Raw genomic sequence first — 19911 nt, 5'->3', positions numbered from 1 at the left:
ATTATTTGTTTTCTTTAGGAGATTTGAATGGCAGGCATTTTAGACTCAGTAAACCAACGCACACAGTTGGTTGGGCAGAACCGCCTAGAATTACTTTTATTTAAGCTCAGAGGGCGTCAGCGTTTTGGTATTAATGTATTTAAAGTGAGAGAAGTGCTGCAATGTCCTCCACTAACAAGCATGCCAAAATCTAATCCGTATATTCGTGGTGTTGCACATATTCGTGGTCAAACTATTTCAGTAATCGACTTATCGATGGCTGTAGGTGGGCGCCCAATCGACAACATTAAAGACAGCTTCATAATCATTGCTGAATACAATCGCTCTGTACAAGGGTTTTTAGTGGGCGGAGTTGAACGTATTGTAAATATGAATTGGGAAAAAATAATGCCACCGCCATCAGGCGCCGGACGTTATTCATATTTAACGGCAGTGACCGAAATCGAAAATGAATTAGTCGAGATTCTCGATGTAGAAAAAATTCTCAACGAAATTTGTCCAGTAAACACAGAAGTAAGTGCTGAAGTTGCACAAAGTGGCGATATTCAAAGAGATTTAGGCGAACGTATCGTATTTATTGCAGATGACTCTGCTGTTGCGCGTAATCAAGTTAAACGAGCCTTAGAGCCGCTAGGTGTTCAAACAGAGCTTGCTAAAAATGGTAAGGAAGCTTTAATTAGGCTTAAAGAAATAGCAGAGCTTGATTGTAATAATGATATTACAGAGCGAGTAGCATTACTGATCTCAGACGTTGAAATGCCAGAAATGGACGGCTATACCTTAACAGCTGAAATAAAAGCAGATCCCAAACTTGCACCTTTGCATGTTATTTTGCATACCTCTTTGAGTGGTGTTTTTAACCAAGCGATGATTGAAAAAGTAGGGGCAGATGACTTTATTGCTAAATTTAACCCAGATGAATTAGCAACAGCGGTTAAAAAGTGGGTTCATTGTGATTAACAAAAATAGGTGCTACTAACTTGAATAATAAAGATTTGCAGCAAAGTGAATACGACCAGTTTCGTTCGTTTTTAGAGCAGCAATGCGGCATTGTTTTAGGTGAAAATAAACAGTATTTAGTTAAAAGCCGACTTGCTCCGTTAATGACTCGATTTAATGTGGGATCTTTATCGGAATTGGTTAGTAAAACTCTTGGGCCTCACGAGCGGCAATTAAGAGCCGCTGTGGTTGATGCAATGACCACCAACGAAACTTTGTGGTTTAGAGATCAATACCCATTTGAGTTGCTCCAAAACAAGCTTTTCCCTGAATTTAAAGATTTAAGAAGGCCTTTAAAAATTTGGTCTGCTGCCAGTTCGTCAGGCCAAGAACCTTATTCAATAGCTATGTCGGTTGCTGAATTTAATGCTAAGCAACCAGGTGTGCTTCGTATGGGGGCACAAATTATCGGTACCGACATATCTAATACCATGCTTGATATGTGTAAAAATGCAGAGTATGACGCGCTGGCACTTGCCAGAGGGTTATCTGCAGAGCGTCGTAAAAAGTTTTTTAAAGACAGCGGCAACGGTATGGCACAAGTAAACGATACAATAAAAAAACAAGTTAGTTTTAGGCATTTAAATCTGCTTGATTCTTACGCGTTAATGGGCAAGTTTGATATTATTTTTTGCCGAAATGTACTAATTTATTTTGCGCCTGAAATAAAAGCTAAAATTATTAACCAGTTTGCACAAGCGTTAAATCCAAACGGTTACCTATTTTTAGGCGCGTCAGAGTCCCTAACTGGCCTAAGTACTGAGTTTGATATGGTTAGGTGCAACCCCGGTATTATTTACCAAAAGAAGTAATTAAGCTAACTTCCTTCCCTAAAACGACGCACCTAGCGTCGTTTTTCTATTTAGATACATAGCCTTATAAAAATATAGCAAGCCCTAATATTAATGGCTTATTTTTTGCTTTATTAATGGGTAAGTCAATTTTTTGGAGAAGGTTATGGCTATCAGTTTTGATAAAGCATTAGGTGTGCATCCGCAAGCCATGTTGATCCGTTCACAGCGAGCAGAATTAATTGCAACTAATATAGCTAACGCTGATACGCCTGGCTATAAAGCAAAAGATATTGATTTTGCCTCTGCTTTAAAAGCGGCAAGGTCAACCCAGCAAAGCGGCAATACTATGGTAAGAACTAATGATAAACACATTGGTGGAGGTACTCATAGTATGGGCAGTTCAGAATCATTTCGTTTGCCAAATCAATCAGATACTGGTGATGGTAACTCGGTTGATATACAAGTGGAACGAAACTTGTATACACAGAATGCTATGGAGTATCAGGCCAGCTTGCAATTTTTAAGTGGCAAATTTAAAGGCCTGAATAAAGCTCTCGGTAGTCAAGGATAAAAATTATGAGTTTATATAATGTTTTCGATATTGCAGGTTCGGGTATGAGCGCACAAAACGTTCGCTTAAATACTACAGCTAGTAATATTTCTAATGCTAATACCATTAGTTCATCTCAAGACAAAACGTACCGAGCGCGCCAACCTGTATTTGCGGCTGAGCTAACAAAGGCTTCAGCATCAGTAAGTAACCAGCAGGGCTCCGCAGTTGGTGTTAAAGTTTTGGGCATTGTTGAAAGCGATGCACCATTACAAATTGAATATAACCCAAACCATCCAAGTGCGGATGAAAATGGCTATATCTATAAACCCAACGTTAATGTTGTAGAGGAGATGGCAAATATGATTTCTGCCTCTCGTTCTTACCAAACAAACGTGCAAGTTGCTGATGCAGCTAAGCAAATGCTAAGTAAAACACTGTTGCTAGGGCAGCGGTAACCGAGGGTAGGTTATGAGTAACGATATTAGTACATCTTCATCCTATTTAGACTCTATACGCTGGCAAGAGCAACAAGTTGCTACCAGTGATAATGAGAGTGATGCGTTAACACAAGAAGACTTTTTCTCTTTGTTAACTCAGCAATTATCGTATCAGGATCCCAGTAACCCTGCGGATAATGACCAAATGATTGCTCAAATGACCAGCTTTACGATGGCGCAAGGGATTACAGATTTAAATACTAACTTTGAATCTTTAGCCTCTTCAATGACATCTAATTCAGCACTGCAAGCATCTACACTTGTAGGCAAACAAGCTTTACTAGAGTCAAACACCCTGGATTTAAATGAAACAGGTGATGCCAGAGGCTCTGCAGTGGCAGAAGAAGCCGTTGATAACTTAAAAATTAAAGTTACTGATGCATCAGGTCAGCTAGTAAGAACTATTGATATGGGTTCTCAGCCAGCAGGTGCGGTACGTTTTGCGTGGGATGGCAAAAATGAAGCTGGTGAGCGTTTACCTGAAGGTGAATACTCAGTAACCGCCGAAGGAAGTACTGACGGTGAATTTTCAAGCTTACCCATTGCTACATTTAAGAACATTGAAAGCGTTAATATTAATGGCTCAAGTGGCATTATTATTAACACTAAAGAAGGTGCGGTTAGGTTGACAGACGTCGCAGAAATCGCGTAATAAATTTTAATTATACTTCGCCTGTCAGCAGGCTAAATATTAACAGGTTAGAGGTGAATTATGAGCTTCAATATTGCATTAACTGGCTTAGCTGCCGCACAAAAAGATTTAGACGTAACTGCAAATAATATTGCAAACGTTAATACCACAGGTTTTAAAGAGTCACGCGCTGAGTTTGCCGATGTTTACGCTTCATCAGTGTTTAGCTCTGGTAAGACTAAAAATGGTGACGGTGTGCAAACAACCATGGTTGCGCAGCAGTTTCACCAAGGCTCACTGCAATTTACAAATAACTCACTTGATTTAGCAATCACTGGTGAAGGTTATTTTGCGATGACCGACGATTTATCTTCGCAAGATTTAACATATACACGTGCGGGTGCATTTAAGCTTAACCAAGATAACTTTATGGTTGACGCAAAAGGTAACTTTTTACAAGCATTCCCAGTTGATTCATCTACAGGTGATACAACGTCGGTAAGTTTGAGCACAACTGATCCAATTCAAATCCCTGATTCGTCTGGTTCACCTCGCGCAACAGAAAATGTATTTTTGTCGTTTAACTTAGATGCAACAGCAGATGCTCCGGGTATTGCTTTTGACCCAACATCTAGTGGTACTTATAACTCATCTACGTCAACAACGGTATATGATTCACTAGGTGAACCACATATTTTACAGTACTTTTTTGCTAAAGAAGATGATGCCGCAGCAGGTGGTACAGATAACAGTTGGGAAGTATACGCAACACTCGATGGCAAAGTAGTTGATGCCACAACTGGTGGAGAACAAACCGCGCCTTATACACCACTTACCACCCTTGGTTTTAACTCAAGTGGTTTGCCATCAACAACAGGTGGTGTGGCAAATACAAATACAACTACTTTTGATGAAATACTACTACCAGCGGGTTCTGGTGCTGGTTTATCAACATTACTAGACAATGGTGCAACTTTCCCAGGTACTGGTATTGAGCTTAACTGGCGCGATGAAAATAACACAGCAGGACGTATCCCAACTCAGTATTCAAGTGGTTTTGAAGTAAAAGCACTCGATCAAGATGGCTCAACAGTAGGTCGTTTAGCCGGAATTGATATAGGAACAGACGGTAAAATTGTCGCTTCTTACAGTAATGGTGACTCAACATTCCTAGGCCAAGTGGCTATGGTACGTTTTCCAAATTCACAAGGGTTATCACAAGTGGGTGATACAAGCTGGAAGCAAAGTATTGATTCAGGTGAACCTGTAGCGGGTGAAGCTGGTTCGGGTACGTTTGGTGGAATTAACTCATCAGCGCTTGAGCAATCAAATACTAACCTTACAAACGAGCTTGTAGACTTAATTACTGCACAGCGTAATTACCAAGCAAACTCACGTGCGCTTGAAGTTAACTCAACTATTCAGCAAAGTATTTTGCAGATTCGATAAGCTAAACCCTATTAAATATATGAGGCTGCATTTTTGCAGCCTTTTTTATAAGTCCTCTTTGCAAGCCCTTCTAAATACCTCTCAATGTTGCGTCAAATTTAATCTGGCACCTATTTTGCATTTGTAAGTTCAGAGATTTTTTATGTGAGTCGATACTATGGACAAAATGGTCTACATTGCGGCCTCTGGCGCTAAGCAAAGCCTACAAGGGCTTGCGCTTAAAGCCAATAATTTGGCGAATGCAAATACAACAGGATTTAAAGCTGACTTTGCCCAGGCGCGTTCTATGCAAGCGTTTGGCGAAGGTTTGCCTACACGTGTATTTTCAATGCAAGAGCGTCCGGGTTCAAACATGGTATCGGGTGGCATTGTTCAAACCGGGCGAGACTTAGATATCGCAATGAGCGATAACGCATGGCTTGCTGTGCAAGATGCCTCCGGTAATGAAGCTTACACAAAAGTGGGTACGTTAAACATTACAGCTCAAGGTATGCTCGTAACCAGCCATGGTCGTCAAGTTATTGGCGAAGGGGGACCTGTTATTTTACCCGTCCCAGTCGAAAAAATAGGGTTTAGCCAAGATGGCGCTATTCAAGTTCGACCACAAGGCGCTCCTGCTAACTTTTTAGAAGAAATCGACACGCTTAGAGTTGTTGAAGCAAATAGCTCACAGCTCGAAAAAGGTAACGACGGTTTATTTAGACCAAAAGCAAATGTAACAGTAGATACCTCTGCCAATGTAAAAGTTTTAAGTGGTTCGCTTGAAATGTCGAATGTGAATCCGGTTCACGAAATGGTCGACATGATAAGCCACCAGCGCCAATTTGAATTACAAGTGAAATTAATGAAAACAGCTGAAGAAATTGACGAGCGTCAAGATCAGTTATTACGCATAGTTTAACTTTAAAGTGAGGACACGATTATGAATCCAGCATTGTGGATCAGTAAAACGGGGCTAGACGCTCAACAAACCGATATATCGGTTATCTCAAATAATTTAGCGAATGCGAGTACCGTAGGTTACAAAAAAAGCCGCGCTATATTTGAAGATTTACTTTATCAAAATATTAATCAACCGGGTGGTCGTTCATCGCAAGATACCGAAATGCCGTCGGGCTTAATGTTAGGTGCGGGTGCTAAAGTTGTAGCTAACCAAAAAGAGTTTACGCAAGGCAACATGTTGACCACCGAAAACTCACTAGATTGGATGATTTCTGGCGAAGGTTTTTTTGAAGTACTGCAACCTGATGGCAATATTGCTTACTCGCGCAATGGTCAGTTTACTACTGATGGCGATGGACGAATTGTAACATCGGGCGCAGGTTACGTTATTCAGCCAGAAATGAATGTACCAGATGACGCGCAATCAATTACGGTTTCCCAAGACGGCGAAGTATCTGTACGTGTTGCAGGCCAAGCCGATAACGTTGTAATTGGTCAGCTGACTATTAGTGACTTTATTAATCCATCGGGTCTTGAGCCAATTGGTCAAAACCTTTATACCGAAACGGCTGTAAGTGGTGCGCCTGTACAAGGTAATCCTGGTGTTGAAGGGTTAGGTAGTATTATTCAAGGCTCACTCGAAACATCTAACGTAAATGTGACTGAAGAGCTGGTAAATCTAATAGAAACTCAGCGTATTTACGAAATGAACTCAAAAGTAATTTCGGCCGTTGACGAAATGATGAGTTACATCAATCAACAGCTTTAATAGAATAGGGGGAATTATGCGTAATATTATTTTATTTGCAGCGGGCACATTATTTTTAAGTGGCTGTATGTCTACGCAAAATAGTGAGGTAGTGCAGGACGACCCTTACTACGCACCTATGTACCCCGAGCCTATTTTAGAGCCGCTGGTAGCCACAGGTTCACTGTTTAATACTCATACATCAAACGACTTATATTCTGATAAAAAAGCGCTACGTACTGGCGATATAATTACGGTTAAATTGCAAGAGTCTACTCAAGCAACAAAAGCCGCTAAAACAGAAACAGACAAAGAAACTGACGCAAGCTTAGATCCCGTTATTGGCTTAGGTGGTCTACCTGTAAATATAGGTGGTGACAGCATTCAGTTTGGTATTGGTAGTGATTCGTCGTTTACGGGCGATTCAAAATCTAACCAGTCAAACAGCTTAGTAGGCGATATTTCGGTTAATGTAATGCGCGTTTTACCTAACGGTAATTTAGTTATACGCGGTGAAAAATGGCTAACGCTTAATACCGGTGAAGAGTTTATTCGTTTAGAAGGGCTAGTACGCCCTCAAGACGTAAGCGCCGATAATACGGTTGAATCAAACCGCATTGCTAATGCACGTATTCAATACTCAGGTAAAGGGCAAACGCAAGAGGCGCAAAGTCCTGGTTGGCTTACACGTTTCTTTAGCAGTTCGCTGTTTCCATTTTAGAGGGTAACAACATGAATAGCCTTAAAGCTTTATGTTTAGTTGTGTTATTAGGTTGGCAGTTTACTGCCAGTGCTGAGCGCATAAAAGATGTGTCTATGGTTGAAGGCGTACGCTCTAACCAATTAGTCGGTTATGGCTTAGTAGTTGGTTTGCCAGGCACTGGCGAGCAAAACTCATATACACAACAAAGTTTTAGAGGCATGTTGAACAGCTTTGGTATTACGCTACCTTCAACTCAAAGTCCTAAAATTAAAAATGTTGCCGCTGTGGCGGTGCATGCAGAATTACCCGCATTTAGAAAACCCGGACAAACAATAGATATTACGGTTTCTTCTATTGGTAGTGCAGGCAGCTTACGTGGCGGTACTTTACTACAAACTTTTTTAAAAGGTGTAGACGGTAACGTGTACGCAATTGCACAAGGTAGTTTAATTGTCGGTGGCCTAGGCGCACAAGGTCTTGATGGCAGTAGAGTTGTAATTAACACCCCTACAGTTGGTCGTATACCAAATGGCGCAACAGTGGAGCGCACCGTAGAAAGCCCATTTATGCAAGGCGATTACATTACCTTCAACCTAAACCGCCCAGACTTTACGACGGCAAAACGCCTAGAAAAAACAATTAATGACTTAGTTGGCCCAAATAGCGCACAAGCAATAGATTCTGTTTCTATTCGTGTTATAGCACCACGCGATGCATCCCAGCGTGTATCGTATTTATCAACACTCGAAAACTTAGAATTTAAACCAGCTGACATGGCCGCTAAAATTATAGTTAACTCGCGCACCGGTACAATTGTCATTGGCAAAAACGTTAAGCTTCAGCCTGCGGCTATAACTCATGGTGGCTTAACAGTAACAATTGCAGAACAACAAAACGTGTCACAACCAAATCCGCTAGCAAACGGTGATACAGTTGTCACGCAGCAGAGCATTATTGATGTAAACCAAGACGACTCGCGCGCCTTTGTATTTAATCCAGGTGTAAGCCTTGACGATTTAGTTCGCGCAATTAACGAAGTAGGCGCAGCGCCTGGTGATCTAATGGCTATTTTAGAAGCACTAAAAGAAGCCGGCGCAATTAACGGACAGTTAGTTGTTATATAAATAATTCAAGCCAATAAATAACGTATTACTTAAGCCCTATATTTTTGAAACAAGATATAGGGCTTTTTATTTACAGCAACTTAAGTTTATTATTTTTATCTTCCTTGTTTTATCGGTAGTGGCTCAATTTTTGCATTTTTAACTGCATTATTCATTTTGTGTCAAAAAGCCGATGGAAACTAATCACCTCGATAAACAAAACTTTTTTGATTTAGGCAACTTAGATTCACTTCGTAAAGAAGCCTTAACCAGTGGCGATGCATCAACTGATGCCTCTAAAGCTGCGCTCAAAAAAGCGGCCGCACAATTTGAAGCTATTTTTACGCAAATGCTGCTCAAAGGAATGCGCAAAGCAAACGAAGCGTTTGAAGACAAAGACAGCCCATTTAATTCAAGTGGTGTAAAGTTTTTTGAAGAAATGCACGATCAGCAACTTTCAACAGAGCTTTCATCAAATGGCTCGTTAGGCCTTGCCGATTTAATAGTTCAGCAGTTATCGCCTGAGTCTAAAAACTTTATGCCAGGCTCGGTGCTTAGAACAACCAACGATATCTTTAGCGATACACAAGTCGGTTCCGCTCTTCCTCATGAGCAAAAAAATAAGCAACCCGATCTTATCGTTAAGAGTACTAAAGCCGATATTGCTGAGCCTAAAGTCGATACTGCAGAGACTAAAACCGATAGCCCAACATTTAAAAATGCAGAAGAGTTTGTAAGTTCAGTGTGGGAACACGCTAAAACGGCAGCGCAAAAAATTGGTTTAAATCCTGCGGTAATGGTTGCACAAGCGGCACTTGAAACCGGTTGGGGTAAACACATTATTAATAAAAGTGACGGTGGCAGCTCAAATAACTTGTTTAATATTAAGTCAGATAAAAGCTGGGAAGGTGATAAAGCAAGCAAAATAACGCTTGAGTTTGAGCAAGGTACACCCGTTAAAAAACAAGCCAGCTTTAGAGCCTACGATTCAATTAAAGACAGCGTGAACGACTTCGTTGATTTTTTAACGCAAAACCCACGCTACAAAGAAGCATTACAAAATACAGCTAAACCAAACGACTTTTTAGATTCATTACAAAAAGCAGGTTATGCAACCGATCCAAATTATGCCAACAAAATAAAACAAGTGCTCAATAGCAGTCAGCTAAAAGACATTGCGGCAAACGTGATCCGCCAAGGAGTAGAGTAACATGTCGTTTAATTTATTGAACATTGCCAGTTCTGGGGTTAGAGCAAGCTCGGAGCTACTGCAAACGACAAGTAAAAATATCGCCAATGTAAATACCGAAGGCTATGTGCGTGAGCGTACAGAGTTTACCACTATGGTTGATAACCAAGTGGGGCGAGGCGAAACATACCGATTATTAAACGAGTTTGCTCAGTCACAGCTAAATCGTGACACCTCTAATAAATCGTTTTTCGATCAGTTTATTACTGAGGCTAATCGAGTTGATACTATTTTTTCTGAAGAGTCGAATAATCTTTCGACTGGTATTAACTCTTTATTTAATAACGTGCAAGAAGCGCTAAATCAGCCCTCGTCTACTGTTGCTCGCTCATTAGTGATGACAGATGCGCAAAGCTTAATTGATCAAATGGATAGGCTTTCGGGCATCGTGCTTGATCAAAAAAGTATAGTAAACGAGCAGCTCGAAATATTTTCAGATGAAGCAAACTCACTCATTCAAAGTATTAGTACACTAAATCAAAATATTGCAGCAGTTAATGGCACTAATAACGCCGCAGATGCCAGCTCTACCTATAACGAACGCGATAAAGCAATACGCGACTTATCAGAGCTAATAGACATAGAAACGCTTGATGGTCCAAATGGCGAAAAACTCGTTTTTATGGGCACAGGCGAAGCAGTTGTTATGCAAAATGGCGCATTTAACTTATTTTCGATGACAGGGGATCCTGATCCTAATTTTAAAGAATTCACGCTTGACGTTAATGGTGGCAAAGCTGTGCCGCTTGAAGTTGATGTAAGTAAGCTTAAAGGAAAAATTGGCGGCTTACTTGCTTTTAGAGATGACATATTAGTCCCTGCGCAAAACCAAATTGGTCAAATGGGCTTAGCTATTGCTGATGCATTTAACGAACAAAACAAATTGGGTATGGATGCAACAGGTCAGCTAGGGGGTAATATTTTTAATATACCTACCGTTGGCGCATATGCGTATCAAGCTAACACGGGCACTGCTGGTATGACTGCAACGGTAGAGCCAGGTAAAGGCAGTGAACTTCCTGCCAGTGACTTTATTATTACCTATACAGGCAATGCCAACGAAGTAAGTATTCAGCCTATAGATAACAAAGGCGATCCGTTAGGGCAGCCTTCACTTGCTGATATATCGTCAGGTGTTATTGATTCATCGACTATAACCTCAGGCGAATCATTTGGTCTTCAAGTAAATGTATCTGGGGTAGGTGTTGAGGGGGATCAATTTCAAATAAAGCTTAATTCAGATGCCGCTTCAAGTATTACACTTGCAACAGGGCGCGCAGAAGATTTAGCACTAGCATCGCCAATCCGTACTGCTAACGATTTAAATAATATAGGTACCGCTACTATTTCAGCGGGAGAAGTAACAAGTGTTACCTCCGGTGGTTTTACTACAGCACCAGGCTTAACAAACGGTGAAATAACGCTTGTAAAAACAGGTAATGCTAACGAATATCAAATTACTGATAATAGCGGAACGAGTACTTTTACTATTACGCCTCCTGCAAAAGGAATGTTATCGCAAGCGGGTGCTCCATTTGATACCTACGGATACGATTTTGATATAGAAGGTACACCAGCAACAGGCGACACCTTTACACTTGAGTTTAATGAAGGCGGCTTTGACGATAACCGTAATGGTTTAAAATTAGCTGATTTACAAAATGGCGAGTTAGTACGCTTAAACGTAGAAACAACAGCAACGGCCGATAACCATAAAACGTTCAACCAAGCTTATTCAGGATTAGTGAGTGATATAGGTGTTATAACTGGCCAAGCAATCACAAGTGGGGCTGCATTTGACGCTCTAGCACAGCAATCTGAGGCATGGTACGAGTCGTTATCGGGTGTGAACCTTGATGAAGAGGCTGCAAATTTACTGCGTTTTCAGCAATCATACTCAGCATCAGCACAAGTTTTAGCAGCAGCTCAAGAAATTTTTGACACCTTATTAAATGCGGCGAGGTAATTATGCGTTTATCAAATAATTTAATGTACCAAAACAACATAAATAAAATACTCGACAACCAACAAGGTGTTGCAAATGCTCAAGAGCGAGTAACAACAGGTAAAAAGTATTTAACCACCTCAGAAGCACCAGCTGCTATTTCGCAAGCTATGCTCTATTCAAATAAAATACAAACGAATGAGCAATATACTAAAAATATCGATCAGCTGAATGGCCGCCTAGAAACAGAAGAAAGCGTATTACAAAGCATAAATAGTAATATTCAACAAGCGCAAGAGCTCACTATTCAAGCAGGTAATGGTGCATATACTAAAGATGATTTAAAGACGTTTGCATCAGAACTTAGTGGCATTCAGCAAACGTTAGCTAACTTAATGAACACCCGCTCAGAAGACGGAAAGTTCATATTTTCAGGATATCAAGACAGCACGCAGCCGTATCAGTTTGATTCTGCAGCGGGTAAGTACACCTATAATGGCGACCAGGGCCAGCACCAGATAACTATAGCTGAAGGTGTTTCAATTAAGGCAAGTGATAACGGCTTTGATACGTTTGAAAAAACTAACGCGCGATTAAATGTAGAATCTAACACGGCAAGTGTTTCAGGCTCTATTACAGCGGCAAGTGTATATGTTGACGGCCAAGCTGAGTTTGATAAGTTTCATCAAGCAAATTACAACGCAGACCCAACAGCTCTAGCAACTGCAAATACATATAGTGTATTAGTAAGCCCAGGTGTTACAGCAACAGATCCACAAACCTACGAAATATACCGAGACGGCGCAGCATTAACCCCCGCAGTAACAGGTGAAGTTACTGATGAGCCTATCGATTTTGCAGGTATGAAAATTGAATTTGAAGGCACTGCACCAGGCCAACTCGATTTTAGCCTTGAAAAACCAGGCAAAGAAAACGTACTCAATACACTACAAGCACTTATTACCGGCCTTAACGATGGCACACTTGAAGGTGATGACTTTCAGCAAGTACTTGCTGATGGCTTAGTGCAATTACAAAACGCCAGTGAGCAAGTCGTGTTTACCCAAGCAAGTTTAGGTGGGCGTATGAATGCACTTGAAAGAGTAAGTGATTCAAACTTAGCACTCGATATTCAAAATAAAAGTAATCGCTCTAACTTAGTTGAAGTTGATATGGCAGAAGCTATTAGCGAACTAACCAAACAAGAAACGGCACTGCAAGCATCGCAAGCTACTTTTGGCCGTTTAACTAACCTTTCATTATTCGATTACTTATAAGCAGAAATACCTTGCCGCTTTACCTACTTTAAAGCGGCAATACTTTGCGGCAAAAATTGGCTACAAAACCGCGGCAAAAAAATGTCACTCCCTTCTAAACCACTTCACTATTTATTTACAATTTAATAAGCGTCATATTTATCAATAAAAACAGCATCTTAAAAATAAATTAAAGTTGGCACAGTAAATGCTTTTCTTACTGTAAGAAATTATCGAACAGTGGTTCCTGTTAAATCGTGTTGAACCACACTCTGTTTAAACCTAGGAGATGGTAAAATGGCATTAACAGTAAATACTAATGTGTCGTCACTAAACGCACAACGTAACTTAACTAAATCTGGCGAAGGCTTAGCAACTTCGATGGAGCGTTTGTCATCAGGTATGCGTATTAATAGCGCAAAAGATGATGCCGCCGGCCTACAAATTTCAAACCGGTTGACTACTCAGATTAACGGTCTAGCGGTTGCGCAGCGTAATGCTAACGATGGTATTTCAATGGCACAAACTGCTGAAGGTGCTATGAATGAATCTACTAATATTCTCCAACGTATGCGAGAGTTAGCTCTTCAATCAGCGAATGGTTCAAACTCCGCTTCTGATCGAGAGGCATTACAAAAAGAGGTTTCGGCATTACAGACCGAATTAACTCGAATATCAGATACTACCTCTTTTGGTGGGCAACAGCTGCTTAATGGTGACTTTGGCACTAAGCAGTTTCAAGTAGGGGCTAATGCAAATGAAACTATTTCTTTGTCATTAAATAGTGTTGCGGCAAGTGATATTGGTATTCAGTCATTTGATTTAGCTGGGACTGCTGCTGGCTTAGGTGAAGCTGGAGTTGCGGCAGCTGATGCAAGCTCAGTAACGGCTAATGGTGTTACAGCCGGTGGTCTTACTTTAGTTGGTAAGGATGGTGCAAACACACCTGTTACAAATGCAGCCGGTGCAAGTGCAAATACTATTGCCGATTCTATAAATGCTAATCAAGAATCTACTGGTATTACCGCAGATGCGAGAACTCAAGTTGAACTTTCAGGGTTGAGCAATGCAGGAGCCTTATCGTTTAAAATAAATGGTAATGTTATTTCAGCAAACCCAACATCAACAACAGATATGACTGCTATAGCTAATGCAGTAAACGCTCGAGCCGGTGAAACAGGTGTTTCTGCAGCCGTTGCTGAGACAGGGAATTTAATTCTAACGGATGAATCTGGTGAGAATATAAAGATTGAAGACTTTTTAGATTCCACAGGAACAGGAACTATTGTAGCTAAAGGTGTCGAATATGATGGAACAATTGGTGCAACAGCAATAACTTTAACTGGTGGTGGTAATGACTCTACTTCAGTTGCCGGTACCATTAGACTATCCTCTACTCAGGCTTTTTCTGTTACTGCTGGGGATGTAACATTAGGTGCAGATACCGCCGCTAATGTATCTGAATTAGATACTGTTGGATCTATAGATATTCAAACCCAATCAGGTTCACAAAATGCGCTATCTATAATTGATGGTGCAATTGCTCAGATTGATAGTCAAAGAGCTGATTTGGGTGCTGTGCAAAATCGTTTTGGCCATACAATTAGTAACCTAGCAAATATATCTGAAAATGTTTCTGCATCACGAAGTCGTATTCAAGATACAGACTTTGCGACAGAGACAGCGCATATGACTAAAAACCAAATATTGCAACAAGCAGGGACTTCAATTCTTTCTCAAGCTAATCAAATACCTCAGGCGGCTATTAGCCTTCTTGGCGGTTAAGTTTAATCTTGTTTTTTAAATATTTAAAAAAGGCTAATATCATAGCCTTTTTTTATGGGGATAAATTATGGGAATTAAGGAAAAAATTAGCAGAGCTAGTGAGCTATACAAACAAAGGGAATTTGACCTACTATCTGTATTATTAGAGCAGATATTAAAAAAAAATTCGAATCTTTTTGACGCGCTTCATTTAAAAGCTCTCATGCAGCATCAGCTCGGCGAGTTAGATGAGTCTATAAATATTTTTAATCGGTTAATAAAAAAAACTCCCTACAGAGCTTCGCTTTTTAATAACCTAGGTAATGTTTTTGTTGATAAAAAAGAATTCAAATCAGCAGAAAATAGCTACCATAAAGCACTGCAGATTAAAAAAAATTACTGTGAAGCTTTAATTAACCTAGCAAATACTCAAAAAAGGTTGAGTAAACACATTGATGCCGAGAAAAACTTCCAAAAAGCTATTCAAAGTAATCCAATTGAAGCTAAGTATTTACTAGACTTTAGTATTTTCCTTACAGAGCAAGGACGTTTCCATGACGCACTTAACCTGCAATTAAAAATTTTAGAAATGGATTCAAAGCAATCAGAAGTTTACTTTCAGATATTCAGTAACTTTATGTTTCTACATCAATATGAAGATGCTCTTGAGTTTGCTGATATTGGCTTAATGAGCCACCGGCTTGATGACTTTCAATTATGTGAGTTATTAATAGGTAAAGCTATTTTATTTTGGCTTTTCGATAATGATATTGAAGGAATGCAGGCTATATTGTTAAGTGAAAAAATACATACTATTGAGTCTAAAAATTTAAACTTAAAAAATCATCGTATTTTCCACCACTACCTCAAGCAACTATTTATATATCGTCAATCGAATCAGTTTAGCTATACAGCAGAAATACAACCCAGCATTTACTTTATATCTGAAAGTAATGGTTTTGCACCTAATGGAATGACAGTAAAATATCAAAATAAGAAAAATACAGTAAAGTCTCTTTTTATTACTGGTACAAAAATATTTCACCTGATAGGTGATTACAACCAGTACAAATCCAGCCTAAAAGTTGTTTTTAGCGGTCTGCCTAAAAGTAGTACTATTATTCTAGGTTTTGGTGAAATTGATTGCAGGGTTAACGAAGGCATATTTAATTACAGTTTAAAGCATGGTAAAGATCCTTTGTTAGTGGTTGATTCCATGCTAGAAAAATATTTTAATATGCTAAAAGAAGAAAATAAAAATAGGCATACTTTTATTATATATGGTGTTCCTTCCCCGCACCCCCAAGCTATATTGAGTCTTGATGTTAACAAAAAAAATGAATTTAAGCTTTTAATTGCCTACTTTAACTCTAAACTTAAAAAACTTTGTAAAACTAATTCCATGCCTTTTTTAGATGTGTACAAATTAACTGACGACAATGGCGTAAGTAATCTTAAGTATCATATAGATGTTCATCATGTTAAACCGAATACTGTTTCTGAACTTTTCGAATTACAAAAATAAATAAAAATACAAAAAAGATTAAAGTTATTTTTTTTGCTGCCGTTAACCTAATCAGTAAGGAGCTTGAACATATAATTGTGATAGCTCTTGGTTAAACTTAAACAGCAACATTACGAAAGTAATCAGGAGTTTTATTATGATTTCAGTAAATACAAACGTATCTTCACTAAACGCTCAACGTAACCTTTCAGCTTCAGGTTCTGACCTTGCAACGTCAATGGAGCGTTTATCATCGGGTATGCGTATAAATAGCGCAAAAGATGATGCGGCAGGTCTGCAAATTTCAAACCGTTTAACTTCACAGGTAAATGGTTTAGCGGTTGCACAACGTAACGCTAACGACGGTATCTCAATGGCGCAAACGGCTGAAGGTGCAATGAATGAGTCTACCAACATACTACAACGTATGCGTGAACTTGCATTACAATCATCTAATGGTTCAAACTCAGCTACTGACCGTGAAGCATTACAAAAAGAAGTTTCAGCGTTACAAACAGAACTAACACGCATTTCAGATACGACTTCGTTTGGTGGGCAGCAATTGCTAGATGGTAGCTTTGGTACAAAACAATTCCAAGTTGGTGCTAATGCTAACGAAACAATTTCTGTATCTTTAAAGAATATTAGTGCGAGTAACATTGGTGTACAGTCATTCGATTTGGCTGGTACCGCTGCCGGCTTAGGTGAAGCAGGTACTGCTGGTGCAACTGCAGCAACAAACGGTAATGGTGTTACTAATGGTGGTCTTACGTTAGTAGGTAAAGATGGTGCTAATACTCCTATTACAAATGCTGCGGGAGCTAGCGCTTCTACCATTGCCGATTCTATAAATGCTAATCAAGCAGATACCGGTATAACAGCTGATGCTCGTACGCAAGTTGAACTTTCTGCGTTAAGTAACTCAGGAGCGTTATCTTTCAGCTTAAACGGAAGCGTTATTTCTGCTAATCCAACATCAACAACAGATATGGCTGCAATTGCCGATGCTGTTAACGAAAGAGCTGGCGAAACAGGGGTTTCGGCTCAGGTTGCAGAAACTGGTAACCTAATATTAACTGATGAGTCTGGTGATGATATTAATATTGAGGATTTCGTTGATTCTACAGGAGCAGGCACAATAGTAGCTAAAGGTGTAGAATATGATGGAACAGTTGGTGCAACAGCAATAACCTTAACTGCTGGCGGTACTGCGGACTCTACATCAGTTGCTGGGAGTATTCGATTATCATCTACTCAAGCGTTTTCTGTAACATCAGGTGATGTAACTTTAGGTGCAGATACTGCAGCGAATGTTTCTGCATTGGATACTATTGGTGATGTTGATTTATCTACAGCTTCAGGCTCTCAAAATGCGTTGGCTGTTATTGATGGTGCGATTGCTCAAATCGATAGTCAGCGAGCAGATTTAGGTGCGGTACAAAATCGATTGGATTTTACTATCAGTAACCTCTCTAATATCTCAGAAAACGTATCTGCATCACGCAGTCGTATTCAAGATACTGACTTTGCAACTGAAACTGCAGAGATGACGAAAAACCAAATCTTGCAACAAGCGGGTACATCAATCTTGTCGCAAGCGAATCAGTTGCCACAAACAGCACTTAGCTTATTAGGTTAATAAGTCAAAAGTAATAGCTTAATGGTTAGCTAACTAATACATAAAGTCAGTATTAGTATTCTAAAAAAGGAGGTGGCTTTAGCTACCTCCTTTTGTGGTTTAAGAATATAAACTAAGCTATTGTTGGTTTAATTAAGTACACATAGGAATCTGTTATGAATACAATTACTTCAAACGCAGAAATTACAACATTACCGACTCCCATTGCTGGTGATGATAAGCAAATAGGACAAGCTGCTCACTCTTTAACTGAGCGAGCAATTGATGATGTAAAGCAGACGGATGCACAAAATCAACAAAAATTACAGCAAAATCAATACAACAATAATAATCAAGATGAAAAAGCTCAGCCGTTAGAACGCGAACAGCTAGAACAAATGGCGCAACAATTGCAGGATTTTATGGGTGAAATGAACCGCAGCTTACAATTTAAAGTTGATGAAGATTCAGGCCGCGATGTGATTAAAGTGCTCGATAAAAACAGTGGCGAAGTTATTAAGCAATACCCTTCTGAGGAAGTATTAAGTTTAGTGTCTAAACTGTCTGAATCTGCAGGAATTTTAATTGACCAAACAGTTTAGTTGGTAGTTGTAATTACCAATATTAAGTTAATATATTTTTAAGTATTCAAAGAGGTGAAGTATGGCTATTTCGTTTACTGGTTTAGGTTCAGGGCTAGCGGTATCAGATATTGTTGATGCACTTGTCAATGCTGAACAAGCACCGGCTGAGTCTCGCTTAAATACTACAGAAGGTAAATTAACGACAGATATTTCTGCTGTTGGTGCACTTAAGTCAGCGCTTGAAAAAGTGCAAACCTCAATGGAAGCATTGGGTGATAGCGACAAATACCAACAACGTAGTACATCAGGTACTGATGACTTTATATCTATAAGTGCAGACGAAGATGCTCAACCAGGTGGTTATGATGTAAAAGTTAACAACTTAGCCACGGAGCATAAAATATTGTCGCAAGCATTCGATGCTGATACGGCGGTAGGTGAGGGAACAATGACCCTAACCTCTGGTGATAATAGCTTTGAAATTGAAGTCTCAGATACTGCGACACTTAGTGAAATTCGTGATGCGATAAACGATAGCAACGATAACGACAGTATTAATGCGACTATCATTACTGATGATAGTGGCCAGCATTTGGTTATGTCCGCTAAAAATAGCGGTGCAGAAAATGAAATTAAAATAGAGATTGCTGATACCGATGGTAATAACACTGATGTAAATGGTCTTTCCCGTTTGGCATTTGACACTGCTGGTGTGCAAAATGCGAGTGAAGTAATTGCAGCAATTGATGCATCAATTACCATTGATGGCTCGCTAACTGTAAGTAGTTCATCTAATGAATTTGCCGGAGTGATTGACGGTATAACAATAACAGCTAAAAAACCGCACGATATCGATGACGACATAAGCGACATATCAATTACCGAAAATAATAATAATATTAGAGCAGGCTTAAATAGCTTTATTGAAAGTTATAATGAGCTGTTAGAGCTGAGCAATAACCTAGGTGCCTCAAGTGAAGCGGGTGCAGGAGTCATGGCTGGAGATTCACTACTTCGAGGCGTTATGTCAAAGCTTCGTAGTGAAATAACTGAATCAGTTGATTTAGGTGACGGTAACTCGTTATCACTTTCGCGGCTAGGTGTAGAAACAGACCGTTATGGTGTTTTAACGCTAAATACAGAAACACTCGATGAGCAAATAGACGCAGATGTAAATTTAGTGCAGCAGTTTTTTGTAGGTAATGACGATGATGGCTTCGCACAGTCTTTTGATGAGCTAATGAGCTTTTATACAGATTCTGACGGCATTATCCAAAACCGAATTGATAGTAAAACAAATCAGCTAGACGATTTAGATGATCAGCGCTTGGACCTTGCCAGTAAAATGGAGTCGCTATCGTCTCGCTTATATGCTCAATATAATGCGATGGATTTATTAGTGGCGAGCCTTAATAACACCAGCAGTTATGTTCAAGCTCAATTAGAGAATATGCCAGGCGTAGTACGAGATAACTCTTAGTAGATAAGTATGATATTAAATTAATAACTAAATTAAGAAAGCACAAAAAAACCGTTATTTAAAACGGTTTTTTTGTGTTTTCTATTTGAGTA

The 19911-nt window shown here is 39.6% G+C and carries 18 protein-coding genes; all 18 read left to right on the top strand.

The genetic code is table 11. The features are described from left to right. Positions 1-27 precede the first annotated feature (27 nt). Complete coding sequence (locus H5092_RS00700) at positions 28-960, top strand: chemotaxis protein CheV (protein WP_182732723.1); 933 nt, start codon at positions 28-30, stop codon at positions 958-960. A 20-nt stretch (positions 961-980) separates the two neighbouring features. Continuing rightward, positions 981-1811 (top strand): protein-glutamate O-methyltransferase CheR, encoded by an 831-nt coding sequence (locus H5092_RS00695; protein ID WP_138488696.1) that lies wholly within the window; start codon positions 981-983, stop codon positions 1809-1811. Positions 1812-1956: 145 nt separating this feature from the next. After that, positions 1957-2364, top strand: coding sequence for a flagellar basal body rod protein FlgB (gene flgB, locus H5092_RS00690; RefSeq protein WP_002959431.1), 408 nt, complete (start codon positions 1957-1959; stop codon positions 2362-2364). Positions 2365-2369: 5 nt separating this feature from the next. Beyond that, positions 2370-2801, top strand: a complete 432-nt coding sequence (flgC, locus tag H5092_RS00685; protein WP_002959429.1) for a flagellar basal body rod protein FlgC — start codon at positions 2370-2372, stop codon at positions 2799-2801. A gap of 13 nt (positions 2802-2814) precedes the next feature. Next, on the top strand, positions 2815-3495 hold the full coding sequence (locus H5092_RS00680) for a flagellar hook assembly protein FlgD (protein ID WP_002959427.1): 681 nt from the start codon (positions 2815-2817) through the stop codon (positions 3493-3495). A 60-nt stretch (positions 3496-3555) separates the two neighbouring features. After that, a complete protein-coding gene (flgE, locus tag H5092_RS00675; RefSeq protein ID WP_182732722.1) occupies positions 3556-4923 on the top strand; it encodes a flagellar hook protein FlgE in 1368 nt (455 codons plus the stop codon). A gap of 157 nt (positions 4924-5080) precedes the next feature. Then, a complete protein-coding gene (locus tag H5092_RS00670) occupies positions 5081-5824 on the top strand; it encodes a flagellar basal body rod protein FlgF (RefSeq protein WP_024589964.1) in 744 nt (247 codons plus the stop codon). Between the two features lie 21 nt (positions 5825-5845). Further along, complete coding sequence (flgG, locus tag H5092_RS00665) at positions 5846-6634, top strand: flagellar basal-body rod protein FlgG (protein ID WP_002959420.1); 789 nt, start codon at positions 5846-5848, stop codon at positions 6632-6634. A gap of 16 nt (positions 6635-6650) precedes the next feature. Then, positions 6651-7334: a flagellar basal body L-ring protein FlgH gene (gene flgH / locus H5092_RS00660; protein ID WP_002959418.1), complete on the top strand. Its 684-nt coding sequence runs from the start codon at positions 6651-6653 to the stop codon at positions 7332-7334. 11 nt (positions 7335-7345) lie between these two features. Then, positions 7346-8440, top strand: coding sequence for a flagellar basal body P-ring protein FlgI (locus tag H5092_RS00655; protein WP_182732721.1), 1095 nt, complete (start codon positions 7346-7348; stop codon positions 8438-8440). 172 nt (positions 8441-8612) lie between these two features. Next, positions 8613-9629 carry a flagellar assembly peptidoglycan hydrolase FlgJ gene (gene flgJ, locus H5092_RS00650; protein ID WP_182732720.1) on the top strand — a complete coding sequence of 339 codons (1017 nt, stop codon included), beginning with the start codon at positions 8613-8615 and terminating at the stop codon, positions 9627-9629. A 1-nt stretch (position 9630) separates the two neighbouring features. Continuing rightward, complete coding sequence (flgK, locus tag H5092_RS00645) at positions 9631-11634, top strand: flagellar hook-associated protein FlgK (protein ID WP_182732719.1); 2004 nt, start codon at positions 9631-9633, stop codon at positions 11632-11634. Positions 11635-11636: 2 nt separating this feature from the next. Further along, complete coding sequence (gene flgL / locus H5092_RS00640; RefSeq protein ID WP_182732718.1) at positions 11637-12890, top strand: flagellar hook-associated protein FlgL; 1254 nt, start codon at positions 11637-11639, stop codon at positions 12888-12890. A 276-nt stretch (positions 12891-13166) separates the two neighbouring features. After that, positions 13167-14654: a flagellin gene (locus H5092_RS00635; RefSeq protein WP_182712647.1), complete on the top strand. Its 1488-nt coding sequence runs from the start codon at positions 13167-13169 to the stop codon at positions 14652-14654. 67 nt (positions 14655-14721) lie between these two features. After that, positions 14722-16158, top strand: coding sequence for a tetratricopeptide repeat protein (locus H5092_RS00630; protein WP_182732717.1), 1437 nt, complete (start codon positions 14722-14724; stop codon positions 16156-16158). A gap of 133 nt (positions 16159-16291) precedes the next feature. Next, positions 16292-17776, top strand: coding sequence for a flagellin (locus H5092_RS20795; RefSeq protein ID WP_182712670.1), 1485 nt, complete (start codon positions 16292-16294; stop codon positions 17774-17776). A gap of 155 nt (positions 17777-17931) precedes the next feature. Continuing rightward, entirely contained in the window at positions 17932-18357 is a 426-nt protein-coding gene (locus H5092_RS00620; protein ID WP_182712649.1) for a flagellar protein FlaG, read from the top strand. A 61-nt stretch (positions 18358-18418) separates the two neighbouring features. Next, on the top strand, positions 18419-19819 hold the full coding sequence (gene fliD, locus H5092_RS00615; protein ID WP_182721216.1) for a flagellar filament capping protein FliD: 1401 nt from the start codon (positions 18419-18421) through the stop codon (positions 19817-19819). Positions 19820-19911: the final 92 nt, after the last annotated feature.

The sequence above is a fragment of the Pseudoalteromonas sp. SR41-7 genome (assembly GCF_014163935.1).
In the GTDB taxonomy this organism is placed as follows: domain Bacteria; phylum Pseudomonadota; class Gammaproteobacteria; order Enterobacterales; family Alteromonadaceae; genus Pseudoalteromonas; species Pseudoalteromonas distincta.
This window is presented reverse-complemented; position numbering and strand designations above follow the sequence as displayed.

Excerpts from the sequence above, each read along its gene's own strand:
- H5092_RS00700 (WP_182732723.1), top strand. The coding sequence starts at position 28 with ATGGCAGGCATTTTAGACTCAGTAAACCAACGCACACAGTTGGTTGGG.
- flgB (WP_002959431.1), top strand. The coding sequence starts at position 1,957 with ATGGCTATCAGTTTTGATAAAGCATTAGGTGTGCATCCGCAAGCCATG.
- flgC (WP_002959429.1), top strand. The coding sequence starts at position 2,370 with ATGAGTTTATATAATGTTTTCGATATTGCAGGTTCGGGTATGAGCGCA.
- H5092_RS00680 (WP_002959427.1), top strand. The coding sequence starts at position 2,815 with ATGAGTAACGATATTAGTACATCTTCATCCTATTTAGACTCTATACGC.
- flgE (WP_182732722.1), top strand. The coding sequence starts at position 3,556 with ATGAGCTTCAATATTGCATTAACTGGCTTAGCTGCCGCACAAAAAGAT.
- H5092_RS00670 (WP_024589964.1), top strand. The coding sequence starts at position 5,081 with ATGGACAAAATGGTCTACATTGCGGCCTCTGGCGCTAAGCAAAGCCTA.
- flgG (WP_002959420.1), top strand. The coding sequence starts at position 5,846 with ATGAATCCAGCATTGTGGATCAGTAAAACGGGGCTAGACGCTCAACAA.
- flgH (WP_002959418.1), top strand. The coding sequence starts at position 6,651 with ATGCGTAATATTATTTTATTTGCAGCGGGCACATTATTTTTAAGTGGC.
- H5092_RS00655 (WP_182732721.1), top strand. The coding sequence starts at position 7,346 with ATGAATAGCCTTAAAGCTTTATGTTTAGTTGTGTTATTAGGTTGGCAG.
- flgJ (WP_182732720.1), top strand. The coding sequence starts at position 8,613 with ATGGAAACTAATCACCTCGATAAACAAAACTTTTTTGATTTAGGCAAC.
- flgK (WP_182732719.1), top strand. The coding sequence starts at position 9,631 with ATGTCGTTTAATTTATTGAACATTGCCAGTTCTGGGGTTAGAGCAAGC.
- flgL (WP_182732718.1), top strand. The coding sequence starts at position 11,637 with ATGCGTTTATCAAATAATTTAATGTACCAAAACAACATAAATAAAATA.
- H5092_RS00635 (WP_182712647.1), top strand. The coding sequence starts at position 13,167 with ATGGCATTAACAGTAAATACTAATGTGTCGTCACTAAACGCACAACGT.
- H5092_RS00630 (WP_182732717.1), top strand. The coding sequence starts at position 14,722 with ATGGGAATTAAGGAAAAAATTAGCAGAGCTAGTGAGCTATACAAACAA.
- H5092_RS00620 (WP_182712649.1), top strand. The coding sequence starts at position 17,932 with ATGAATACAATTACTTCAAACGCAGAAATTACAACATTACCGACTCCC.
- fliD (WP_182721216.1), top strand. The coding sequence starts at position 18,419 with ATGGCTATTTCGTTTACTGGTTTAGGTTCAGGGCTAGCGGTATCAGAT.